This window comes from Streptomyces katrae (assembly GCF_000717655.1).
Lineage (GTDB): Bacteria > Actinomycetota > Actinomycetes > Streptomycetales > Streptomycetaceae > Streptomyces > Streptomyces katrae_B.
This window is the reverse complement of the sequence record NZ_JNZY01000005.1, coordinates 43,637-64,843: the sequence shown is the minus strand read 5'-3', so window position 1 is coordinate 64,843 and position 21,207 is coordinate 43,637. Positions and strand designations below refer to the sequence as shown.

Genomic DNA, 21,207 nt, shown 5'->3' with positions numbered 1-21,207 from the left:
TCGTCATGGAGTACAGGCGACTGGGTACGTCCGGGCTCCAGGTGTCCGCGCTCAGCTTCGGCGCCGGAACCTTCGGGGGACGGGGACCGCTCTTCGGTGCCTGGGGGCAGACGGGTGTGGAAGAGGCGCGCCGCCTCGTGGACATCTGCATCGACGCGGGAATCACCATGTTCGACACCGCCGACGTCTATTCCGACGGCGCGTCGGAGGAGGTGCTGGGGGCCGCCCTCAAGGGGCGCCGCGACCAGGTGCTGATCTCCACCAAGGCCGGCCTGCCCACGGGCGACGGCCCCGGCGACGCCGGCACCTCGCGGTCCCGCCTGATCACATCCGTCGACCGCGCCCTGCGCCGCCTCGACACCGACCACATCGACCTCTTCCAGCTGCACGCCTACGACGTCGGCACCCCCGTGGAGGAGGTGCTGTCCACCCTGGACGACCTGGTCCGGGCCGGCAAGATCCGTCATCTCGGCGTCTCCAATTTCTCCGGCTGGCAGGCGATGAAATCCCTCGCCACCGCCGACCGCCGCGGCCGGGAGCGCTACGTCGCCCACCAGGTCTACTACTCCCTCATAGGCCGCGACTACGAATGGGAGCTGATGCCGCTCGGCCTCGACCAGGGGCTGGGTGCGATCGTCTGGAGCCCCCTCGGCTGGGGCCGGCTCACCGGCAAGATCCGCCGGGGCCGGCCGCTGCCCTCCGGGAGCAGGCTGCACGACACCGCCGCTTACGGTCCGCCGGTGGAGGACGAGCACCTCTACCGGGTGGTCGACGCCCTGGACGAGATCGCGGAGGAAACCGGGAAGGCGATCCCGCAGGTCGCCCTCCGGTGGCTGCTGCAGCGGCCGACCGTCTCCTCCGTCATCGTCGGCGCCCGCAACGAGGAACAGCTGCGCCAGAACCTCGGAGCCGTGGGCTGGACGCTCACCCCCGGGCAGATGGCCAGGCTCGACGCGGCGAGCAGCCGGACGGCCCCCTACCCGTACTTCCCGTACCACCGGCAGGAGGGCTTCGCGCGACTCAACCCGCCGGTGGTCTAGGCCACAGTCCCGGCTCGTGCGATTCAGTTGACGATGGGGCCGGAGGGGGGATCGACGCCGACCCAGATCCCGTAGTCGAAGTCATCGGGGATGCCGCTGGAGCTGCCGGTGTCTCCGCCCGCGGCCGCTCCGGTGCCGTCGCCCTTGGGGGGGTCGGTGTCTCCGCCTGCCGCTCCGGTGCCGCCACCCTTCGGGGGCTCGATGTCGCCACCGGTCGCGGCGCCGGCAGGCACCTTCGTCAGGAGGGCGCCATTGGAGATCTTCGCGAGCTTGGAGTACTTGAGGAGCTTCACCGGGCCGGGGTCGTCGGCGTCGGTGGTGACGTTGGCGGGTGCGGCGCTGGGGGCGGCGAAGGCGGTGCTGCTCAGCGAGACGCCGCCGGTGGCGAGAGCGGTGGCGACCATGAGGGCGGGGACGATGCGTCGGGTCCTGGTGACGGCCATGGGAGAGGGTCCTTACGGGGTCGAGGGGGCTGGGCTCCGGACGGGGCGGGGGTGCTGTCCGCACCTCCGTGCCGTCGTCCGTGGTTCCATTGCGCCCCGGCCGGGCGCCCCGGTCACGCCCCGGAAAGTCGGGGCTTGACAATCCGGCCCCAGGACGGCTCGCCCGCCGTGGCCGGTGGCCCCCTCGGCAGCCCGACCGACGCCGCCCCCGCCGGCGGTCGGCGCTGTACGCGCGTGCATGTGAGGTCAGGTCTTCGGGCCGATCTCGAACTCGGGCGGTTCGAGGCTGTTCAGGCATCCGGTGTTCGGTGCGGACGGGTTGTCGAAGAACGAGGCGGTGATCTCCTGGGCGCACTTCGAGGTGGCGAACACCACGTGCGGCTCGTAGGGGACGGTGACGACCTTGGCCTTGCTCAGCGTACGGGCGACGTACGGCCCGTTGTCCGCGCCGGTCTGGGAGTCGAAGCTGCCCGAGAGGGCGAGGGTGGGAATGTCACCGCGTGTGGCGTCCCGGATCGAGGGCGCCGCCGCGGGGACGTTCCAGACGTCGCAGTCCGGACGGAGGGACGTGAGCTGCGGAGCCTGGGCCTGCACCGAGCGGGGGAACGACGGGAATGCATCCCGTCCGCCTCGGAGCGCCTGTTCCTGGCTCTCGTACGGCGTCCACTCGCTGCAGAACACGCCGTAGACGAGACCGTGCGCAACCCTGCCCATGGCCTGGGGGCTGAGCTTGCCGCCGGCGTACTGCTTGGCGATCCGCTGGGGCTTGCCGTGCGCCAGCTCGTCGAGCGCGATGGGCACTTGGGGCGCCACGTGGGTGGCGGAGGTCATCCAGTTCACCAGCGCCCCGCCGTCCAGCACGACTTTCACCGGCTTGTCGCTCCCGGGGAGCGTGACGGTGGTCGTCACCGGCTTCGCTTCGAGGTCGCGTACGAGCTTGTCGAAGGTGGCCGACAGGTTCGGGTAGCGCTTGTTGCACGCGGGCTGGTCCGCGCAGGCCTTGAACAGGCCGTCGATGCCCTGCCGGGCGCTGCTCCAGGTCATGGCCGAGCCGCCCTTGGACGGCGGCAGTATGCCGTCGAGGGCCACCGAGCGGAGCCCGTCGGGGTGCAGACGCATGTAGACGAGTGCCAGGTGGGTGCCGTAGGAGATGGCGTAAACGTTCCATTGCTTGATGCCGAGCGCGGTGCGCAGGTCGTCGTAGTCGGCGGCGCTCTCGGTGTCGTTGTAGGCGCCGAGGTCGATCCCGCGGGCCGCCAACTGGTCGCGGCAGGCCTTCGTGGCCGCGACGTGCAGGCGTTCGGTGGACGGAGCGTCGTAGACGAGGCTGACCGCTTGCGCGTTGAACTTGTCGATGTTGGGGCAGAGGACGTTCGGCTCGGCCGAGTACGTACCGCGCTGGGACATGAGGATCAGGTCGCGGTCGCGGTTCAGGCCGCCGTCGACCGCCATCTTCGCCTCCCCGACCGCGTCGTCCCCGGGTCCGCCCGCGAGCCACACGATGGGGTCGGATTTCGGTGTGGCGGACCGGGCGGGCACGATCGCGACACCGAGTTCGATCGTCTTACCGGTCGGTTTGGCGCGGTTCTCGGGCACGGTGAGGGTTCCGCAACGGGCCCCCTTGAGCGCCTCGATCGGTTCCGGCGTCTTGGGGCAGGGGCCCGGTTCGTAGCTGGCGTCGCCCACCGTGCGGGCGGCCGTGCCGATCGGCACTTCCGGGCTGGGGCTGACCTCGGTGCGGGACTGCGCCTGAGCGGGCGCTGCGAGCAGGCCCGTGACGAGGAGACCGGTCGCTATTCCGGCCGACGTGGCCTGCAGTCGTCGCACGGTGCGCCGACCACGGGGCGCGTGCTGGAGAGTCATCTGCCCTCCCGGTCATTTCGGGATGATGGTGAACGGTGCGGGTTCGAGACCGTTCACGCACGAGGTGTCAGGAGCGGTCGGGCGAGCGAAGAACGACGCCAGTACGCGCTGCGCGCACTGCGACTGCGGGACCACCCAGTGGCCGATTCCGGGAACCAGTACGGAGGTTGAATTGGACAGGTTGTCGGCCACGCCCTTCGCCCAACTCGCCCCGGTCTTCACGTCGAACGTGCCGGAGACGACGAGCGCCGGCACCGCACTGACCGTGGGCACCCGCTGGATCTTCGCACGGTCCGGAACGTTCCAGACCCCGCACACCGGGTACTGGAAGGGCAGTTGCGGCGCCTGGGCCAGGACCGTGTCCGGCCACCCGGGGTAGGCCTTCTGCCCCGCCTTCAGCACATCGGCTTCCGAGTAGCCCGGAGCCCACTCGCTGCACGCGATCGAGTTCGTCAGGCCGTGCGCGAATTCGCCGGTCTTCTGGGCCGAGCCGGCCGCCCGGGCCTGCGCGAAGCGCTGCGGGTTGCCGCGGCTGAGCTCGTCGAGCGCCGCCGGAATGTCCTTGGGCCGGGGGGTGAAGGCGACGATCAGGTTCAGCAGTGCACCCCCGTCGAGGACGGTCTTGACCGGCTTGCCTCCGCCCTGCGGCGCGACGTTCAGCGTCAGGGGGTTGGCCTCCAGCTTGCGCACCTGCTCCGTCAGCAGGCCGGGGAGGTCCGGGTACCGGTCCTTGCAGGCGGGCTGCGCCGCGCACGCCTGGAAGATGTTGTGGATTCCCTCGGCGGTGCTGCCCCATGTCCACGGCAGGGTCACGAACTGGGAAGGTGCGATCGAGTCGATCGCCACCGAGCGGATTCCCTCGGGGTGCAGGCGCAGGTACGTGAGGGCCAGGTTGCTGCCGTAGGAGTACCCGTAGACGTTCCACCGGGGGATGCCCAGCGCCTTGCGCAGGTCGGCGAAGTCCGCGGCGTTCTCCGTGGTGTTGTAGGCGCTCAGGTCGACGCCGTCGGCCGTCAGGCGCGACCGGCAGTCCTTCACCGCCTTCAGCATGATGTCTTCTGCCTGCTGCGCGTCATATCCCAGGCCCACCGCCTGCGCGTTGAACCGGTCGACCTCCGGGCAGGCGAGGTTCGGCCGGTCGTAGAGGTTGCCGCGCTGGGCCATGATGATCAGCTCGCGGTCCTTGTTCAGACCGGAGTCGATGAGGAAGGGAATGTCGTCGAACGTGTCTGCACCGGGACCGCCGGCCATGAACACCACCGGCTCCGCGGCGGGCTTCTGCGCAGCGGCCGGAATTCTCGCCACGGCCAGCTTGATGGTCCGGCTACCGGGGCGGGAGCGGTTCTCGGGGACCTCCAGGAAACCGCACCGTGCCTTGTTCAGCGCCTCGATGGGCTCGGGCGGCTTCGGACAGGTGCCGGGCACGAACCGGGGGGCTGCCGGGCTGGGCCCCGCGCCCTGGGCAGCTGATGAAGTGGCGCTGCCCGGCGTGGGGCCGAGTGCCGCCAGGCAGGCCAGAGCGGCCGCGGCAGTCACCGCGTGGATGCTGTGCTTCGGCATGTGTTCTCGTTCCCCTGCCGACGTCGGCGGCAGTAGCCACTGGAGGGAGACCAGGCCGCAACGGTTTGGGCGGAACAGACCTTTTTGACGCTACCGGGTAGCGCGTTCGGGTGCACGCGGAGCGGTCACACCCCGTAACCCCCGGCCCGTCCGACACGATGGGACGCGCGCCGCATCACGGGCCGGCCGAGTCCGTTCCGCTTCCCACCCCGCCGGAGTCACCATGGCCGCACCGTCGGACCCGCCTCGCCCCCGCCGCTCCGGGGGGTCGATCCTGCCGGTCCTGCTGCCCATCGCGGTCCTGATCGTGGTGGCGGTGGGGGTGGGCTCGTGGCTGCAGTTCACCGAGCGCCAGGCGGGCGACACCGTCCACACCGTCGGATCGTCGGCCGCCGACCGGGTGGACGTGGAGGCCGCCGTCCAACACGTCGACGCCACGGCCAGAGAGCTGGTACTGCGCGTCTGGGTCACCCCGCGGGGGACCCTCGGCGAGGCGGAGGGGGCCGCCCCGGTGGCCGATCTCAGTCTGCAGACCTCCGGGGCCACCCTCGGTGACCTGGAGTTCCCGGCGCACGAGCGGCTCGCGACCAGGGACGTGCAGGTCGCGCTCGCGGGTGGGTCGATCAGCGACTACCCGTTCGACACCTACGAGACCGACATCGGGTTCCGGGCGCAGCTGGGCGGCAAGCAGGTGCCGGTGCGCTTGCTGTTCTCCAACCACGACACGCTCTTCTCGATCTCCGCGGAACCCGAGCCCTCCCGGCAGGAGGCCGTCGTGGCGCTGAGGCTGTCCCGATCGGGCAGCCTGCTCGTCTTCGCGGTCTTCATGATGGTCGTGATGTGGGCGCTGGCGGCGTCCGTGCTGCTGGGTACGTGGTACCTGACGACCCGCACCGAGGGCCTGGTCTGGCCCGCCCTGGCGTGGATGGCCGCCACCCTGTTCGCCCTCTCGGCGTTCCGCAACACAGCCCCCGGCACACCCCCGATCGGCTGTGTGCTGGACTGGTTCGCCTTCCTGTGGGCAGAGACCATCATCGCCCTCTGCCTGATCACCGTCGTCGTCTCCGGCGTCCGCACCGCCCTCCACCCGGACGACACCCAGCCCACACCGTAAGGCGCACGTGCGCGGGTGCGCCCGGTGCAACGGGTCCATCATGGAAGACGCGGGCCGGAGCGCTGTGCGGCCGTTCCGCGTGCGTGCGACGCGCGCGTCAGCCGGGAGGTGATCCCATGGACGTGAACACGGATGAATCGCGCAGGGCCTGGGCGATGATCATCGGAATCCTCGTCGTCATCCTCGCCGACCTCGCGGCGATCGTCCTCATGAACACCGTGGGAAAGTGACCGGCCGGCTTTCACGGGGTCAGGCGGGCTGCGGGGTGAAGCGCTTGTGCCCCTTGCGGTCGTAGTACGTGGTCATGGCGAAGCCGAAGAGCAGGGCGAGGACGACACCGATCGCGATCATGATCCAGGAACGGGTGAGCCCCGCATCGCCGCGGGCGTCGAAGTAGAGGATCGCGCGCACGCCGTCGCTGAGCTGCCGCATGGGCTCGAAGTGGGACAGGAACCGGTAGAAGTCGGGGACGGCCTGGAGCGGCACGGTGGCGCCCGACGAAGGCAGGCCCAGGACGATGAACAGGAACATCGACACCAGTTGGCCGATCCCGCCGAACGCGGCATTGATGGCCTGCACGCCCAGGCCGACGGCGAGGGCCGCACAGTACGAGTAGATCCACAGCAGGGGCAGTCGCGACGCGTCCATGCCGAGGATGCCGACGCAGGCGACGAGGACCAGCGAGGCACTGACGAGCGTGATGCCCGCGGTCATCACCATCTTCAGCAGCAGCGTCTGGGTGCGGCTGATCGGCACGGTGGGGCGGCGGGTGTGCCACGGGCCGATCTCGTTGTCCGCGTAGCCGAGGGCGGTGTCGACGCCGTTGCTGATCACGTTGCCGCCCATGAACCCGGCCAGCACGAGCAACAGGGTGTAGTAGAAGGCGGTCAGACCGAGGCCGCTGTGAATGCCGATCGGGTGCCCGACCTGGGTGACGACGTTCACCGGGTCGGCGAGCAGCAGCTTCCCGGTGGGGCTCGCCTGGGCGCCGGCCGCTGCCGCGAGCTGCCTGCCGATGGTCTGGGACGCCTGGTGCGCGGCCCTGGTCGTGATCTGACTGGCGAGGGAGGAGCCGAGGCTGCCCTTGCCGGGATTGGTGAGCACGGTGATCGTCGGCGCTCGGGTCGCCCCGGGCGTGGCGAGGGCGGTGACGTCGTCCGTGAAGCCGGCCGGGACGATCAGGGCGCCGTAGACCTTGCCGGAGTCGAGCTGATCCTGGGCCTGGACACGGGTCAGTGTGCGCCACTCGGCCTTGCCGCCGCCGGTGTCGGCTGCGATGGCGGCCGTGACCTGGGTGCCCAGGTTCTCCTGCTGCCCGGGCGGCGGCTTGCCGATGTCGTCGTTGACGAGGGCGATGGGCAGGTCGCGGAGGTCCCGGTTGGGATCGACGATTCCGCCCATGTAAAGGAGGGACAGCAGCAGGGCGAGCAGCCCGGTGAGGACCGTGGGTACCAGCCACAACTGCGGACGGCGCAGCAGCGCCGCGGCAGTGGCCTGAGGGGCTGCGGGCTCGGCCATGCTTCTCCGGGGGTTCGGGCGGTACGAAGGCCGCACAGCAGGTGGGGACCGGGCCGAACGGGCGATGCCCGTGGCGACCGTACGAGAGGCCAGCATGCGGCCCGTACCCACGCGGGCCGTCGCACGCCTCGCGTTCCTCCCTCCGTTGCAGTACGGGTACGCCCGCGGGTATCGCGCAATCCCCGCGGTCCTGGACGGCACCGGGCAAAATTCCGTGCCCTACCGGTCGGTGGCCGTGCAGACTTGCTCCATGGCGGACATCGGGGCGTTCCGGGACGCGGTCGGCCGCTGGGCGGCCGGCGGTCCCGGCGGACCGGCGAGCGATCTGGCTGGGCAACTGGGGCTGCGGACGGCGGTTCTGCTGGAAGGGCTGAGTGACCTCGCGGCCGTCGAGGCGCTGGCCGCCCGGCGTGGCCGGGACCTCGCGGCCGAAGGGGTGGGCGTCGTGCCGATGGGCGGTGCGATGAGCGTGGGGCGCTACGCCGGCCTGCTCGGGCCGCCCGGGCTCGGCCTGCGTCTGACGGGGCTCTGCGACGAGCGCGAGCAGCGCTACTACGGCCGTGCCCTGCATCAGTCCCAGGCGCCGGGCCCGAGTTTCTTCGTGTGCGCGGCGGACCTGGAGGACGAGTTCATCCGCGCGCTGGGACCGGCGAGGGTCGAGAAGATCATCCTGGCCGAGGGCGACCTGCGTGCCTGGCAGACGTTCCTGCGCCAGCCCTCCCACCACGCCCGGCCCCGGCAACAGCAGTTGCGGCGCTTCCTCGGCACGAAGAAGGGCCGCAAGATCCGCTACGGCCGTCTCCTGGTGGAGGCCCTCGACCCCGGACAGGTCCCGGCCCCGCTCGACGACCTCTTCACGAGCCTTTGACCGTCCTGTCCCCACCGGTCCGAGCGCCGCGCGCATCGGACCCCCGACCCGGCATTGTCATGCCCTGGCTGTAGGTTTCTTCTCACCCTCTGTGCAAGGAGCACCCACCCGCATGTCCATACCGCCGCAGCCACCTTCGTCCCCCGAGCCGTACCCGCAGCAGGGACCGTACGGACAGCCGGGACAGCCCGGGCCGTACGGCGGCCAGCAAGGCTGGTACGCGCCGCCCCCGATGTCGCAGAAGACCAACACGCTGGCCATCGTGGCCTTCGTCATGTCGGTCGTCTGCGGGATCCCGCTGGTTCCGCTGATCCTCGGCATCATCGCCCTCTCACAGATCCGCGACCGCGGCGAGAAGGGCAAGGGCTTCGCCATCGCGGCCATCGTCATCCACAGCCTGGCCATCACGTTCTACGCGATCGTGCTGGTCCTCGGACTCTCCGGAGGGCTCGGCGACGACGCCCCGCCGAAGCGCGACACCAGCGGCCAGGCCACCACCCCGGGCTCCGTCCGCGTGGAGGACATCCGCAAGGGCGACTGCTTCAACACGGGCGGCAAACTGGCGGAGTACGACGACGAGGAGGGCGGTGACGCCGGCTTCAGGGTGAAGATCGTGCCGTGCGGCGAAGCTCACGAGGGGGAGGCCTACAGCGTCTTCAACCTGGACGGCGGGGCGTACCCGGGCAAGGACAAGGTCATCTCGATCGCCGAGGAGAAGTGCGGCGGCTCGGCGCTCACCGGCTACGTCGGCGCGGACGCGAAGCTCTCGGAGACGCTCGAGGTGTACTACTACTACCCGCAGCCCACCACTTGGATCCGCGGCGACCGAGAGATCACCTGCTTCATCGGCGACACCAGCGGTTCCAGCACCGGCTCGCTCCGCGCCGCCGGTTCCTGAGCCGCAGTCGCCGGCCGGGCGGCACCTCCCGGCGGTAGCGGGGGGAGGGACTTTGACGACACCCCTCAGTCCGTGGTGGGTGCAGGACTCGATCCGGCAGCCCGTTTCCGCAGCAGGCGCTTGTCCGGCTTGCCCCGGTCGGTGAGGGGAAACCGACTCCCAGAAGACGGCGGTCGGCCGGTTGGGCCGGTGACAGCGCATCGGCCAGGGGTGGCGGGGCCGACGATCACCTGTTCAACCGCGCGCCCAGTACGTGCGCGGCCAACCGGACCAGCAGCACCTCGGGCCGGTTGCCGCTCACGCAGGCCAGTCCCGCGCCGCGCCGCACCCCGAGCTCGGCCCGGGCGGCGCTCCAACTGGGGCCGGACCGGATCCCGTTCCCCGCAGCCCGGTGACGTGGCCGGTCAGTGTGGCCGGAGCCCGTCGAAGACCACCTCGAAGATCCGCTCCCGGGCCGCCGCGTCCGCGCCGAGCTGCTCCAGCATGGCGCCGGTACCGACCAGCAGGGCAAGCAGCTCCGGCAGGCGCAACTCCGGGCGGACGACCCCGGCCTGCTGGGCCTCGGACAGCAGGCCGGCCAGCCGGGTCCGGATCTCCTTGGTCGGTTCGTACAGCGATGCGTGCACGTCCACCCCGGCCGCGGCGAGCGCCTGGGCGAACTCGTTCTTGCCCGCCGACTGTTCCACCACCAGGCGGAAGCAGGCGAAGAAGGCCTCGGCCGGATCGGCCTGGGCCGCCAGCTCGTCGGTCATGGCCGCGATCGCCTCCAGCCTGCGCACCATCACCGCCTCCAGCAGCGCCTCCTTGGTGGGGAAGTGCCGGAAGAGCGTGCCGACCCCGACTCCGGCGGCCCGGGCGATCTCCTCGGTCGGCACGCCGACGCCGCGGGTGGTGAACACCTCCGTGGCGGCATCGAGCACCCTGGCCCGGTTGCGGGCGGCGTCCGCCCGCAGCGGGCGCTCCTGAGCGCCGGTCATCCCTTTCCGCCTTCCTCTGCATGCGGCGAAAGAAGCCCTGGACAACCGGAGTCGCCAGTCCGTATCGTTGAAAACGGAGCCGCTGGTCCGATTCTAGTGGCTGATCCCGCCGGAGGTTGATCATGCCCAAAACGCTGTCACCACGAGAGGTCTTCCCCAAGCTGCTGGAGCGCATCAGCGGGGGGCGGTTCTCGGAGCTGGCCGAACTCTACGCAGAGGACGCCGTTGTGGAGACCGTCTTCGAGCCGGTCGGGCCGCGCCGTTTCGAGGGCCGGGCCGTGCTCGAAGCGCGGTTCGCGCAACTCTCCGCGGGCACGCCCGTGGAGCTGACCCCGGTGAACGTGGTCATCCGGGAGACCGATGACCCGGAGGTGGTCGTTGCGGAGTGGGACTACCGGGTTCACCACCGGGTGACCGGACGGACCTTCGAAAGCGCCAACATCCAGGTAGTGCGGGTCCGTGACGGCCTGATCGTCGGCAGCCGGGACTTCCACGACCACCTCGCCCTCGCCGTGGCGGGCGGCCACCTGCCGGAGCTGGTGAAGGCCTTGGAAGGCGAGCAGCACGAGTAGGACAGCCGAGCAACGGTGTGGGCTCCTGCGCGCCCCCGAATTCGCTGCGCGCCCCTCGCCGCCGAGTCGACGGCAGCGTGATCGCAGAGGACGGCCATGAACAGTGACGTTCGTTCGACCAGCGCAGTGAGAGGGCAGGTCATGCCGCAGGCCGGGGGACGCCGGAGGCTATGGTCGGCGGGTGAGCCACACCGAAGGGCGCTCCGGGGGAGCGGGACCATTCACGACCCGGCTGACCTGGCGCCCCGTCGAGGGGGGCACGGCGGTCTGGGAGTCCCGCGTGGCACGCAAGCGCGGACTGCTCCTCGTGAGCGCCGCGGGCGAGCACCAGTCGAGTCCCCGAATCGCTGACGGAGTGTCGGTCAGCCGGCTGCGCAGGCTGAACACCGTCGCCGCGCTTGCGTTCACCCTCGGCGGGGCCCTCTTCGCCCTCGGGGCCTGGGTCGCCCAGTTCGGCTCGAGCAATGCAACGGGCGCCTGGATCTACTTCGCCGGTGGCCTGTTCTTCAACACCGGCGGCTACGCCTCACTGCTCCAGGCGATCAACGCTCCCCGCCCGGAGGCGGGAGCGGGCTCGCTGGTCACGCGAGCCTGGGCCTGGTGGAGGTACGAGCCCTACCGGATCGACTGGCTGAGCACCTTCGTGCTGTTCATCGGCACCCTTGTGTTCGGCATCAACCTGCTGAGCTCCCTGTTGCAGGGGCTCTCGCTCCAGCAGGTGAACAGGCTGATCTGGGCCCCCGACATGGTCGGGTGCATCCTGTTCCTGGTCTCGGGGCACCTCGCTCTGCTCGAGGTCTGCCATGGCCGGCCGGGCGTGCGCACCCGCGACCTCGCCTGGTGGATCGTCGCGATCAATCAGCTCGGATCCGTCCTCTTCCTCATCTCGGCTCTGGCGGCCTTCACCCGTCCCGCGACCGGAAGCCTGGTGAACGAGGCCATCGCCAACTGGGGCACGCTGACGGGGGCGCTCTGCTTCTCGGCCGGAGGAGTCCTCCAGCTCCTCGAGCGCCCCTGAAGACCGACAGCCCGTTGCCGGCGGAGCGCGGGAGGAGCGGCGGTTTCCCCTCCCGCCCGGGGCAGCCGGGCGACGCGGTTGGCCCCTCAGGGTTCGGACTCCAGGACGGAGCGCGGGATGCCGGAGCGGGACAGCTCGCGGGAGAGGTGGCGGGCGACGGCGATCTGGTCGGCCCGGTCCCTGGCAGGGCCGGGCCGCGCGGTCATGAGGCCGTCGGCCGGCGGAGGCGCCGCCAGTATCCGGCGAGGTCGTTCGTGGCGGCGGTGACCGTGTCCAGGCTCATCGTGGTGCGGGAGTCCCGTTCGTAGCGCTGCCAGTTCGGCATGGCCTGGTGGTTGGGATCGCCGGTGCGGATGAAGGAGATCCACGCCGCGTGCATGGTCGAGGCCAGCCCCTCACAGATCCGCGGGTCGAGCCCCGTCAAGAAGGGAGCTTGCGACCACTTGTCGAAGTTGTCGAACACGAACGGCAGTTCCAGGCAGTGCGCCGCCGCGAGCCGGCCGCCGTGCGCCGGGGTCGGGAGGTCGAACTGGTACGCCCACACCGGACGCTTGCGCGCCGCCGCCCGCCGTTCGGCGAGTGCCAGGCAGGGCATGCGGAACAGGTCGTCGCTGATCAGGTCCATGAGCACGTCCACCGGCCGGGCGCCCGGCCGGGCTTCCTCGTACGCGCCGTATGCCTCGGAAGCCCGGTTCCCGAAGGTGTCCCGCAGCCGGGCCAGCACCTGGTCCTTGGTGGCGGCGGCGTACGTCGGGTCGAGCCCGAAGGCGAAGTTGGCCTCCTCCCTGGTGCAGCCGATCAGGATGTCGATGTCCGCCCCGGGGCCGCTGAGCAGCAGGTCGGCGGGGTGGCGGTCCAGCGTCACCTCGTCGAGCACGGGCAGGAACGGCGTCGACCAGTACCCCCACCGACCGGTGCGCTTGAACATCTCGACGGTGGCGCCCATCAGCTGCTGCCAGGGCAGGGTCCGCAGCTGCGCCACGTCCTTGGCCCCGAGGATGTCGAGGAAGGTGGCGCTGCGCTGCAACGACTCCGTGCGCGTGGGGATCTGCAGCCCGAGCGGGGGGCTCTGGAGGATGGCGCGTCGGAAGAGCGGACGGCCCTGGGGCCGGGCGCCGCCCAGCGCCGCGACCGAGAACGCGCCACCGGACTGGCCGGCGAGCGTGATGTCGTCCGGGTCCCCGCCGAACGCGGCGATGTTGTCCCGTACCCAGCGCAGCGCGGCGAGCTGGTCGGTGAGCCAGAAGTTCCCCCCGGTGCCGGCCTCGTCGAAGTAGAGGTATCCGAGCGGTCCGAGCCGGTAGTTGATGGTCACCACGACGAGGTCGCCGTCGCGGGCGAAGGTCTCACCGGAGTAGATGGGCAGTGAGCCGGATCCGGAGACGAAGCCGCCGCCGTGGATCCAGACCATCACCGGCCGCTTGGCGTTGTCGGCCCGGGGGGTCCAGACGTTGAGCGTGAGGCAGTCCTCGTCGAAGGGGGGCGAGCCGTGCGTTCCGAGTACCTGGTCGCCCCCTTCCCGGTAGGGCTGCGGCGCACTGGGTCCGAACGCGGTCGCGTCGCGCGTTCCCGGCCAGCCGGGATGGGGCTGGGCCGGGCGCCAGCGCAGGGCGCCGACCGGGGGCGCCGCGTAGGGCACGCCCTTGAAGACGGTGAGACCTCCCTCGACGACGCCGCGCAACCGGCCCGCGGGCGCGTCCACGACGGGCGAGGGTTCGTCCGCCCGAGGGGCGGCCTGCGCCGCGTGCCCGGCCGGAATCCCGGAGAGCAGCGCGGCACCGGCCAACACCGTGCTCTTCTTGAGGACTTTGCGTCGTGATGGATCGTCGGTCATGGTGCTTCACTCCCTGACTGATCACGGGCCCGCCGCCGCAGTGATATGGCGGATATTTGACGACCGCAAGTGTTACGGCATGTTTGCGATCGGGGTCAAGGGGTGGGGCTTCTTGCCGCTCGATATCTCGCGAACTATTGACGGCCGTCTCAAGGGCGCGATAGACACGTGTCACCCTCCACGTACACCCCCTCGCCAACACCCGGTCCACAGGACCGGCACGAACGTACGGAGTCTCCATGGCAGGTCGGTTCAGACCCGTTGCTCTGATCGCCGTCACGACGGGCCTCTTGCTGACCACCGCATGCGGTGGCGCCAGCCTCGGGACCGGCGACGGCGACAAGCAGGGCGGGCCCGTGAAGATCGGGCTCCTGGTCCCGCGGTCCGGCACGTACAAGGCGCTCGGCGACGACATGAAGCAGGGCTTCGAGCTGTACGTCAAGCAGCACGGCGGCGAACTCGGCGGCCGAGAGGTGCAGATCGTGATCGCCGACGAGGGGGAGACGGCCGACTCCGGCAAGGCGGCGGCTGAGAAGCTCGTCAAGCAGGACCGGGTGCTGGCGGTGAGCGGCGTGGTCAGCTCGGCCACCATCAACGGGGTCAAGGACCTCTTCGAGAACAGCAAGATCCCGCTCGTCGGCTCGAACGCCTCGCCGACGACGCTGACCGGGACCGAGTACATCTGGCGCACGTCGTACGTCAACGACGAACCGGGCAAGGCGCTGGGCAAGTACGTCGCAGAGAAGGCCGGCGGTCCTGTCTTCCTGATCGCCGCGGGCTACCAGGCGGGGAAGGACGAGGTGGAGGGATTCAAGTCCACCTTCCTCCCCGCCGGGGGCAAGCTCGCGGGCGAGGAGGTCTACACCCCGTTCCCGGGGACGAAGAACTTCCAGCCGTACCTGGCACAGATCGAGAACTCCGGCGCGAAGGCGGTCTTCTGCTTCTATGCGGGCGGCGCGGCCGTCGACTTCGTCAAGCAGTACCGGGACTTCGGGCTGGCCGGCAAGATCCCGCTCTACGCGCCCGGCTTCCTCACCGAGGGCGGCGTGCTGAAGGGACAGGGCGAGGCGGCCGACGGCATCCTCACCGCGCTGAACTACAGCGCGGACCTGGACAACGCGGCCAACAAGCAGTTCGCGCCCGCGTACCAGTCCGCCTACGGCGTGCCTGCCACCACCTACGCGATGGCGTCATGGGACGCGGCGCAGGTGCTCGACAAAGCGATCAAGGCGGCCGGGGGCACCGTGACCCCGGAATCGGTCAACGCCGCAATCGCCAAGGTGGGGGACATCGACAGCCCGCGCGGCAGCTGGCAGTTCAACAGCGGTGGTACACCCGTCCAGCCCTGGTACCTGCGCGAGGTCAAGCAGGGGGCCAACACCGCCACGTCCGAGCTCGGCCGGCTGGGCGGCTGAGATGACCGGATGGTGGGACGGCAACCTCGTCAGCGTCGTCGACGGGGTTGCCTTCGGTCTGCTGCTGTTCACGATCGCGGTTGGACTCTCCCTGGTCTTCGGCATGATGGACGTGCTGAACCTGGCCCACGGCACGCTCTATCTCGCCGGGGCGTACGTCGCCTACGCGCTGTCCGACGGGAGCGTGTGGGGTCTGGTCCTCGCGCTGGCGGCCGGAGCCCTGCTGGGCGGCATGGGCGGGGCCGCGCTGACGTTCCTCACCCGGCCGCTGGCCCGGCGCGGGCACCTGGACCAGGCCGTGCTGACGCTCGGCATCACCTTCATCGTCGCGGACCTGCTCGCCGCGGCCTTCGGCGGCGAGGTGCTGCCCACGGACCCGCCGACGGCCCTGCGCGGCACGGTGGACCTCGTCGGCCACGCGTATCCGGTCTACCGGCTGGTGTTCATCGGCGTCGCGGCCGCCCTCGCGCTGCTCGTCCACCTCGTCTTCGAACGCAGCTCGCTCGGGGCACTCGTGCGAGCCGCCGTCGCGGACCGGGACATGGTGCGCGCGCTCGGGGTCGACGTCCGCAAGGTGCTGTACGGGGTCTTCGCCTCCGGCGCGGCCCTGGCGGTGGTCGGCGGTGTCCTCGGGGCACCGATTCTGGGCCCCGGTCCGGGCGTCGACGAGAGCGTGCTCGTCCTCTCGCTCGTCGTCGTGGTCGTGGGCGGCCTCGGATCCGTGCGCGGCGCGCTCGCCGGAGCGCTCCTCATCGGCCAGGTGCAGTCCCTCGGGGTGGCGCTGCTCCCCGAGTACGCTCCCTTCCTCCTCTTCGGCACGATGCTGCTCGTGCTCGTTGTCCGCCCGAACGGCCTGGTCCCCTCGGCGGTGCGCACATGAGCCCGCACAGAGCTGCCTGGCGGGGCGCGCGGCCGCTGTCCGTGACCGCCGTTGTCGTCGCACTCGCCCTGGCCCCCTTCGTCGTCGGCCCGTACGCCGTCGGCACCCTGTCGCGGATCCTGGTGTTCGGGCTCCTCGTCATCAGCGTGAACCTGCTCACCGGCCTGACCGGACTGCCGACCCTCGGTCAGTCGGCGTACTTCGGCGTCGGTGCCTACACGGCCGCGATCGTGGCGACGCGACTCACCGACATCGGAGTCCTGCAACTCCTCATCGCCGCCGGCGTCTCCGCCCTGGTGGCGGTGCCGACCGGGTGGCTGGCGGTGAGGGTTCGGGGCGTGGTCTTCCTGATGCTGACACTGGCCATCGGCGAGATCGCGTACAGCGCCGCCGTCAACTGGAAGTCGCTGACGAACGGCACCGACGGCGTATCGGGCATCCCGGCCGTCGTACCGCTGCCCGGCATGCCCGCGCTGGCGCTGGACGGCCTCGTCTACTTCTACGTACTGGCGGTGTTCCTGCTGCTCTTCGCGGCCGTCTCCCGCCTGGGATCGACCCCGTTCGCCCTCGCCCTGCGCGGCATCCGCGACAACGAGCCACGGATGAGGGCGATCGGCTATCCGACGCAGCGCTACGCCCTGGCCGTCTACTGCGGCGCCGGGGCGCTGGCCGGCGCCGCCGGAGCCCTGTGGGTCTCGGTACAGCGGTTCGTCTCGCCCGGCGACGCCGGATTCGAGATCGCCGCCCTGGCGCTGCTGGCCGTCGTCATCGGCGGCTCCGGTTCGATGGGGGGAGCCTGCGCCGGCGCCGCACTCGTCTGGCTCACCCGGGACTACCTCGGAAACCTCGAAGCCCTCGCCGGGCGTGGCCCGTTGCTGCTCGGGGTGCTCTTCGTCGTCGCCGTCTACGCGCTGCCCCGCGGGCTGGCCGGCGTACGGCTGCCGCTCACGCCGACCCGGAAGAGAACGACGTGACAGACCACGACCACGACCACAGCCACTCCCTCCTCGAACTACGGCAGGTGTCCCGGCACTTCGGGTCCTTCCGGGCCCTGGACGAGGTCTCCCTCACCGTGAGGGCAGGGGCCCGGCACGCGATCATCGGCCCGAACGGCGCGGGCAAGTCGACGTTGTTCGGCCTGATCTCCGGAACGCTGCCGGTCACCGCCGGATCCGTCCTCGTCGACGGGAAGGACGTGACCCGGCTGCCCGTGCACCGCCGGGTCGGGCTCGGCGTCGCAGCGACGTTCCAGCACTCCAGTCTCTTCATGCGGGAGTCCGTACTGGAGAACGTCCTGCTCGCCGTGTTGCGCCGGGCCGGGAAAGGCCTCGGGGGATGGCGGAAGGCGGACGCCCGCCCGAAGGAGCTCGCACGGGCGCACGCGCTGCTCGAACGGGTGGGCCTGCCCGCCCGGCACGAGGTCGCGGCGGCCGCGCTCTCGCACGGCGAGCGGCGGCAGCTGGAGGTCGCCGTCGCACTGGCCACCGACCCCCGGCTGCTGCTCCTGGACGAGCCGGCCGCTGGCATGTCTCCCGCGGAGACCGCACGGCTCACCGAACTGATCGCCGCCCTGCCCGGCGAGGTGACCGTACTGCTCATCGAACACGACCTCGACATGGTCTTCGAGCTCGCCGACACGGTCACCGTCATGCACCTCGGCAGACACCTGGTGACCGGCTCCCCGGACGAGGTACGGGCCTCCGCCGAAGTCCAGACCGCCTACCTCGGCAGCGTGGAGGTCTCCTCGTGAAATCGTTCTTCAGCGTGCGTGAACTGCGCTCCGGTTACGCCGGAGGCGTCGTCCTCGGCGGTGTCGACCTCGATCTCGACGCGGGCGGGATCGTCGCCGTCCTCGGGCGCAACGGGGTCGGGAAGACCACCCTCATCTCGACCGTCATGGGGCTCCTCCGGCCGTACGCAGGCAGCGTCACGCTCGACGGACGGGAGATCGCCGGATCCCGCGTCGACGTGATCGCCCGAGCCGGGGTCGGCGTCGTCCCGCAGGGGCGCCGGGTGTTCGCCCCGCTGACCGTGGCCGAGCACCTGACGATCGCCTCGCGGCGCCCGGCGACGGGCCCGTGGACGAGGGCCCGCGTCCTCGGCCTGCTGCCGCGGCTGGGGGAGCGGCTCGGGCACCGCGGCGGCGAGCTCTCCGGCGGGGAACAGCAGATGCTCGCGATCGCCAGGGCGCTGCTGGGCAATCCGCGTCTGCTGCTTCTCGACGAGCCGTCCGACGGCCTCGCTCCCGCGATCGTCGCCCAGGTGGGGAAGGTGATCCGCGAGGTGGGCGCGCAGGGCATGTCGGTCGTGCTCGTCGAGCAGAACCTGGGGCTCGCCTTCTCCGTGGCGCAGGACGTCGCGGTCATGCAGAAGGGGCGCATCGTCCACCGGGCGTCCTGTGCGGAGTTCGCATCCCGTCCCGAGGACCGGCGGCGCCTGCTCGGCGTCGACTGAGCGGGACCGTCCTGGGCGCGCACGGAGTGCGGACGGCGTACGGTCACCATCGAGGCGCACCTGCCCGTCAGGTCAGGGGCAGGTGCATGAGGGTCAGGTCGAGCCATCGGCCGAACTTGGTGCCGACCTCCGGCACCGTGCCGGCGTGACGGAACCCGAACCGTTCGTGCAGCCGGACGGATGCGGTGTTCTCGGCCTCGATACCGGCGACCACGACGTGATGGCCGGCCCCGCGCGCCGAGGCGATGAGTTCGGCCAGCAGCGCGGAGCCGATACCGAGCCCGTGCATGCCTTCGCGCACGTAGACCGAGTCCTCCACGGTGTGGCGGTACCCGTCCTTCTCCCGCCACGGACCGTAGACCGCGAACCCGGCCGTCTCGCCCTCCACCTCGGCCACGAACGCCGAGCCGCGCGCCAGGTGGGCGGCGAGCCAGCCCGCCCCCTCGGCCGGGGACTGCAGGACGTCCGTCCACAGGGCCGTCGAATGCTCGATCGCATGGTTGCGGATCGCGCGCACGGCCTCCGCGTCGACGGGGAGCGCCCGGCGTACCGTCACAGCGCGACGTCTCTCGTATATTGGATCCATGTCCAACATAGTAGATCCCCTGGTGGCCCGGATCGCAGCCCGCGTCCGGACCGAACGGGAACGCCGCCGGTGGACCCTGGCCCAGCTCGCGGACGCCTCCGGCGTGTCCCAGGCCATGATCAGCCGGATCGAGCGCGGCGAGAGCAGCCCCACCGCCGTGGTCCTGGGCAAGCTGTCCGCCGCCTTCCGGCTCAGCATCGCCTCCCTGCTCGCCCTCGCCGAAGGAACGCAGGACGAGGACACGGCAGGAACCGCAGGAGTACACCGCCAGGCCGACGCGGCCGAGTGGCGCGACCCGGCCACCGGCTACCGGCGCCGCCAGATCACCGGCCCGGAGTTCCCCGCGGAGATCGCCGAGGTTCGCCTGCCCCCTGGCGCCCGCGTGCCCTATCCGGCCGCGGCCTTCGCCTTCGTACGGCAGGTCGTCTGGGTCCTCGACGGCCACCTGACCTTCCACGACGGGGACGCGGTCCACGAACTCGACGGCGGCGACACCATCGAGCTCGGCGAGCCCACCCCGCGCGTCTTCGCCAACACCACCGCCACCGAATGCCACTACGCCGTCGTCCTCGCCCGCGGCACACGGCCGTGACCCGGCCCCTTCCCCGTGGCGCCACGTTCCTGCTCGCCGCCATAGCGTCGCCAAGGTGCCCAGCTGGTGACGGACTCGACGGGTCCGTCCGTCCCGAAGGGCCGGGGCCGCGTTGCGTGGCCCATCGACTCGGCGCCGCGCACCTGGGTACGCGTACCCAGAGCGCGCGTTCCCGGACCCGGGCATCGGCCACTGCAGGTCCTGCCGGAAGCGTCACCCCGAACAACGGACGTCCGCGCGCTGATCGACGGCGGCGCGATCTGATCGGTCCGGCGTCGCCGCAACGCTCTCGCAGCCCGTACCGCTCATGGTCTCTGGGATGCTGTGCCTGATCAGGGAGCGGTAGGGGGAGGGGCATGCAGGTCACCGGAAGCGCGGGCACGGCCGGTCGGGGTGTCGAGATGACCCGGTTGGGTGGCCGCTGGCGGGTCACCCGCCCATGGCCTGTCCGGTTACGCCCGTTTGTGCACAGCTATGCCGGCTACTGGGAGGCGGCGGGCGCCGTGCCCTACCGGGTGCGATTGGTTCCCACGGGTCGGGCGGTCGTGGTGATCAGCCTGGGGGAGCCGTTCGCCCAGGTCCGCCGGCTGGGGGAGCCGGGTCCGGAGAGCCAGGTGACCGGCTCGCTGGTCGCGGGTCTGGAGGACGGGCCCCGGATGTGTGACCACCCTGGTGGCCAGGAGGCGATCCGGCTCGAGTTGACCCCACTGGGCGCCTACCGGCTCTTCGCCGTGCCGATGCGCGAGTTGACCAACAGGGTGGTCGGGCTCTGCGACGTCTTTGGTGCCCAGGGCGGAATACTGGCGGAGCAACTGGCCGCCACGAGCAACTGGGGGGCCCGGTTCGACCTGCTGGACATCGCGTTGGCGGACCGGATCGAGCGGGGCCCGCAGCCCGCGCCCGAGGTGTGCCACGCCTGGCGACTGCTTTCCCGCGCCGGCGGAGTGATCCCGGTCGGCAGCATTGCGGCCGAAGTGGGCTGGAGTCAGGGCTACTTGGTTCGCAGGTTCACCGAACAGGTAGGCCTGACGCCCAAGACGTCCGCCCGCGTGCTGCGCTTCCACCGTGCCGTGCGGCTGCTCTCCCGCGAGGGAGCGAATCTCACCGAAGTGACCGCTGCCTGTGGCTTCTACGACCAGGCCCACCTCAACCGCGAGTTCCGCGCCCTGGCCGAGACCACTCCCGGCCAGGTGGCTGCCGCCCGTGTGGCAGAGGGCGCCCTGGCCCTGTGAGGGGCGAGGTCAAATTTGTCCAAGCCAGGTGCTCTGCACGTCGATAGTGTCCCGTTCGTAGTGGATCAGACACCCGAGCACCTGGCGGCCCAGGGCCGACCGGGCAACGGTGAACCTGGCTCAGAAGGGGGAGCGGACCATGGAAGACCTGCTGCGCATCCTCGTGTCCGGCGCGCTCACAGGTGGCTTGATCGGTTTGGCGGGAGCCCTCGGCCGACGCCGCCGCAGGCGTCGGGAGGGCGGTGGCGGGGACGGCCGCTGACGTCGGGTGGTGGGCGTCAGACGTGTGCACGGCCGGGACGCCGTGCGTGCCGGAGAAGGGACACCGGCGCCGGTGTACGGG

20 protein-coding genes are annotated in these 21,207 nt (G+C 70.9%); 13 read left to right on the top strand and 7 right to left on the bottom strand.

Going from position 1 to position 21,207, the window contains the following annotated elements; genetic code table 11:
• Positions 1-5 precede the first annotated feature (5 nt).
• Entirely contained in the window at positions 6-1,040 is a 1,035-nt protein-coding gene (locus IF09_RS0107905; protein WP_030293337.1) for an aldo/keto reductase, read from the top strand.
• Between the two features lie 23 nt (positions 1,041-1,063).
• Here the strand turns inward: IF09_RS0107905 and IF09_RS0107900 are convergent, their stop codons facing one another.
• From IF09_RS0107900 to IF09_RS0107890, 3 genes are all read right to left on the bottom strand, one after another.
• Positions 1,064-1,483 (bottom strand): hypothetical protein, encoded by a 420-nt coding sequence (locus tag IF09_RS0107900; protein ID WP_030293336.1) that lies wholly within the window; start codon positions 1,481-1,483, stop codon positions 1,064-1,066.
• A 246-nt stretch (positions 1,484-1,729) separates the two neighbouring features.
• The gene (locus IF09_RS0107895; protein WP_078613117.1) at positions 1,730-3,346 is read right to left on the bottom strand and encodes an alpha/beta fold hydrolase; all 1,617 of its coding nucleotides are present in this window, start codon (positions 3,344-3,346) and stop codon (positions 1,730-1,732) included.
• A gap of 12 nt (positions 3,347-3,358) precedes the next feature.
• A complete protein-coding gene (locus IF09_RS0107890) occupies positions 3,359-4,906 on the bottom strand; it encodes an alpha/beta hydrolase (protein ID WP_030293333.1) in 1,548 nt (515 codons plus the stop codon).
• Between the two features lie 223 nt (positions 4,907-5,129).
• On the opposite strand from IF09_RS0107890, the gene IF09_RS0107885 reads away from it, so the two are divergent.
• Positions 5,130-6,020 carry a DUF4436 family protein gene (locus tag IF09_RS0107885; protein WP_051832203.1) on the top strand — a complete coding sequence of 297 codons (891 nt, stop codon included), beginning with the start codon at positions 5,130-5,132 and terminating at the stop codon, positions 6,018-6,020.
• 249 nt (positions 6,021-6,269) lie between these two features.
• Here the strand turns inward: IF09_RS0107885 and IF09_RS0107875 are convergent, their stop codons facing one another.
• Positions 6,270-7,538, bottom strand: coding sequence for a DUF3533 domain-containing protein (locus IF09_RS0107875; RefSeq protein WP_030293331.1), 1,269 nt, complete (start codon positions 7,536-7,538; stop codon positions 6,270-6,272).
• A gap of 250 nt (positions 7,539-7,788) precedes the next feature.
• On the opposite strand from IF09_RS0107875, the gene IF09_RS0107870 reads away from it, so the two are divergent.
• Positions 7,789-8,406: a TOPRIM nucleotidyl transferase/hydrolase domain-containing protein gene (locus IF09_RS0107870; RefSeq protein ID WP_030293330.1), complete on the top strand. Its 618-nt coding sequence runs from the start codon at positions 7,789-7,791 to the stop codon at positions 8,404-8,406.
• 112 nt (positions 8,407-8,518) lie between these two features.
• Entirely contained in the window at positions 8,519-9,304 is a 786-nt protein-coding gene (locus tag IF09_RS0107865; protein ID WP_051832202.1) for a DUF4190 domain-containing protein, read from the top strand.
• A 404-nt stretch (positions 9,305-9,708) separates the two neighbouring features.
• Here the strand turns inward: IF09_RS0107865 and IF09_RS0107860 are convergent, their stop codons facing one another.
• Complete coding sequence (locus tag IF09_RS0107860) at positions 9,709-10,281, bottom strand: TetR/AcrR family transcriptional regulator (RefSeq protein WP_030293326.1); 573 nt, start codon at positions 10,279-10,281, stop codon at positions 9,709-9,711.
• A gap of 122 nt (positions 10,282-10,403) precedes the next feature.
• On the opposite strand from IF09_RS0107860, the gene IF09_RS0107855 reads away from it, so the two are divergent.
• Both IF09_RS0107855 and IF09_RS0107850 read left to right on the top strand, forming a co-directional pair.
• Positions 10,404-10,853 (top strand): nuclear transport factor 2 family protein, encoded by a 450-nt coding sequence (locus IF09_RS0107855; protein ID WP_030293324.1) that lies wholly within the window; start codon positions 10,404-10,406, stop codon positions 10,851-10,853.
• Between the two features lie 181 nt (positions 10,854-11,034).
• Positions 11,035-11,871 (top strand): hypothetical protein, encoded by an 837-nt coding sequence (locus IF09_RS0107850; RefSeq protein ID WP_030293322.1) that lies wholly within the window; start codon positions 11,035-11,037, stop codon positions 11,869-11,871.
• Positions 11,872-12,073: 202 nt separating this feature from the next.
• Here the strand turns inward: IF09_RS0107850 and IF09_RS0107840 are convergent, their stop codons facing one another.
• Entirely contained in the window at positions 12,074-13,705 is a 1,632-nt protein-coding gene (locus IF09_RS0107840) for a carboxylesterase/lipase family protein (protein WP_051832201.1), read from the bottom strand.
• 239 nt (positions 13,706-13,944) lie between these two features.
• On the opposite strand from IF09_RS0107840, the gene IF09_RS0107835 reads away from it, so the two are divergent.
• Genes IF09_RS0107835 through IF09_RS42670 form a run of 5 tightly spaced genes read left to right on the top strand, consistent with a single transcriptional unit; the run spans position 13,945 to position 18,454 of the window.
• Positions 13,945-15,120: an ABC transporter substrate-binding protein gene (locus tag IF09_RS0107835; RefSeq protein WP_051832200.1), complete on the top strand. Its 1,176-nt coding sequence runs from the start codon at positions 13,945-13,947 to the stop codon at positions 15,118-15,120.
• A gap of 1 nt (position 15,121) precedes the next feature.
• Positions 15,122-16,000, top strand: a complete 879-nt coding sequence (locus IF09_RS42685) for a branched-chain amino acid ABC transporter permease (RefSeq protein ID WP_051832199.1) — start codon at positions 15,122-15,124, stop codon at positions 15,998-16,000.
• Positions 15,997-16,974 carry a branched-chain amino acid ABC transporter permease gene (locus tag IF09_RS42680; RefSeq protein WP_078613116.1) on the top strand — a complete coding sequence of 326 codons (978 nt, stop codon included), beginning with the start codon at positions 15,997-15,999 and terminating at the stop codon, positions 16,972-16,974. Before IF09_RS42685 ends, IF09_RS42680 begins: the two co-directional genes overlap by 4 nt.
• Complete coding sequence (locus tag IF09_RS42675) at positions 16,971-17,750, top strand: ABC transporter ATP-binding protein (protein ID WP_030293312.1); 780 nt, start codon at positions 16,971-16,973, stop codon at positions 17,748-17,750. The genes IF09_RS42680 and IF09_RS42675 overlap by 4 nt, the downstream gene beginning before the upstream one ends.
• Positions 17,747-18,454, top strand: coding sequence for an ABC transporter ATP-binding protein (locus IF09_RS42670; RefSeq protein ID WP_234320911.1), 708 nt, complete (start codon positions 17,747-17,749; stop codon positions 18,452-18,454). Before IF09_RS42675 ends, IF09_RS42670 begins: the two co-directional genes overlap by 4 nt.
• Positions 18,455-18,521: 67 nt before the next feature.
• On the opposite strand, the gene IF09_RS0107810 is transcribed toward IF09_RS42670, so the two are convergent.
• Positions 18,522-19,040: a GNAT family N-acetyltransferase gene (locus IF09_RS0107810; protein WP_030293308.1), complete on the bottom strand. Its 519-nt coding sequence runs from the start codon at positions 19,038-19,040 to the stop codon at positions 18,522-18,524.
• On the opposite strand from IF09_RS0107810, the gene IF09_RS0107805 reads away from it, so the two are divergent.
• Together IF09_RS0107805 and IF09_RS0107800 are read left to right on the top strand one after the other, a co-directional pair.
• Positions 19,039-19,632 (top strand): helix-turn-helix domain-containing protein, encoded by a 594-nt coding sequence (locus IF09_RS0107805; RefSeq protein ID WP_030293306.1) that lies wholly within the window; start codon positions 19,039-19,041, stop codon positions 19,630-19,632. The two genes, IF09_RS0107810 and IF09_RS0107805, sit on opposite strands and share 2 nt — an antisense overlap.
• Before the next feature lie 356 nt (positions 19,633-19,988).
• A complete protein-coding gene (locus IF09_RS0107800) occupies positions 19,989-20,864 on the top strand; it encodes a helix-turn-helix transcriptional regulator (RefSeq protein ID WP_030293305.1) in 876 nt (291 codons plus the stop codon).
• The last annotated feature ends 343 nt before the right edge of the window (positions 20,865-21,207 follow it).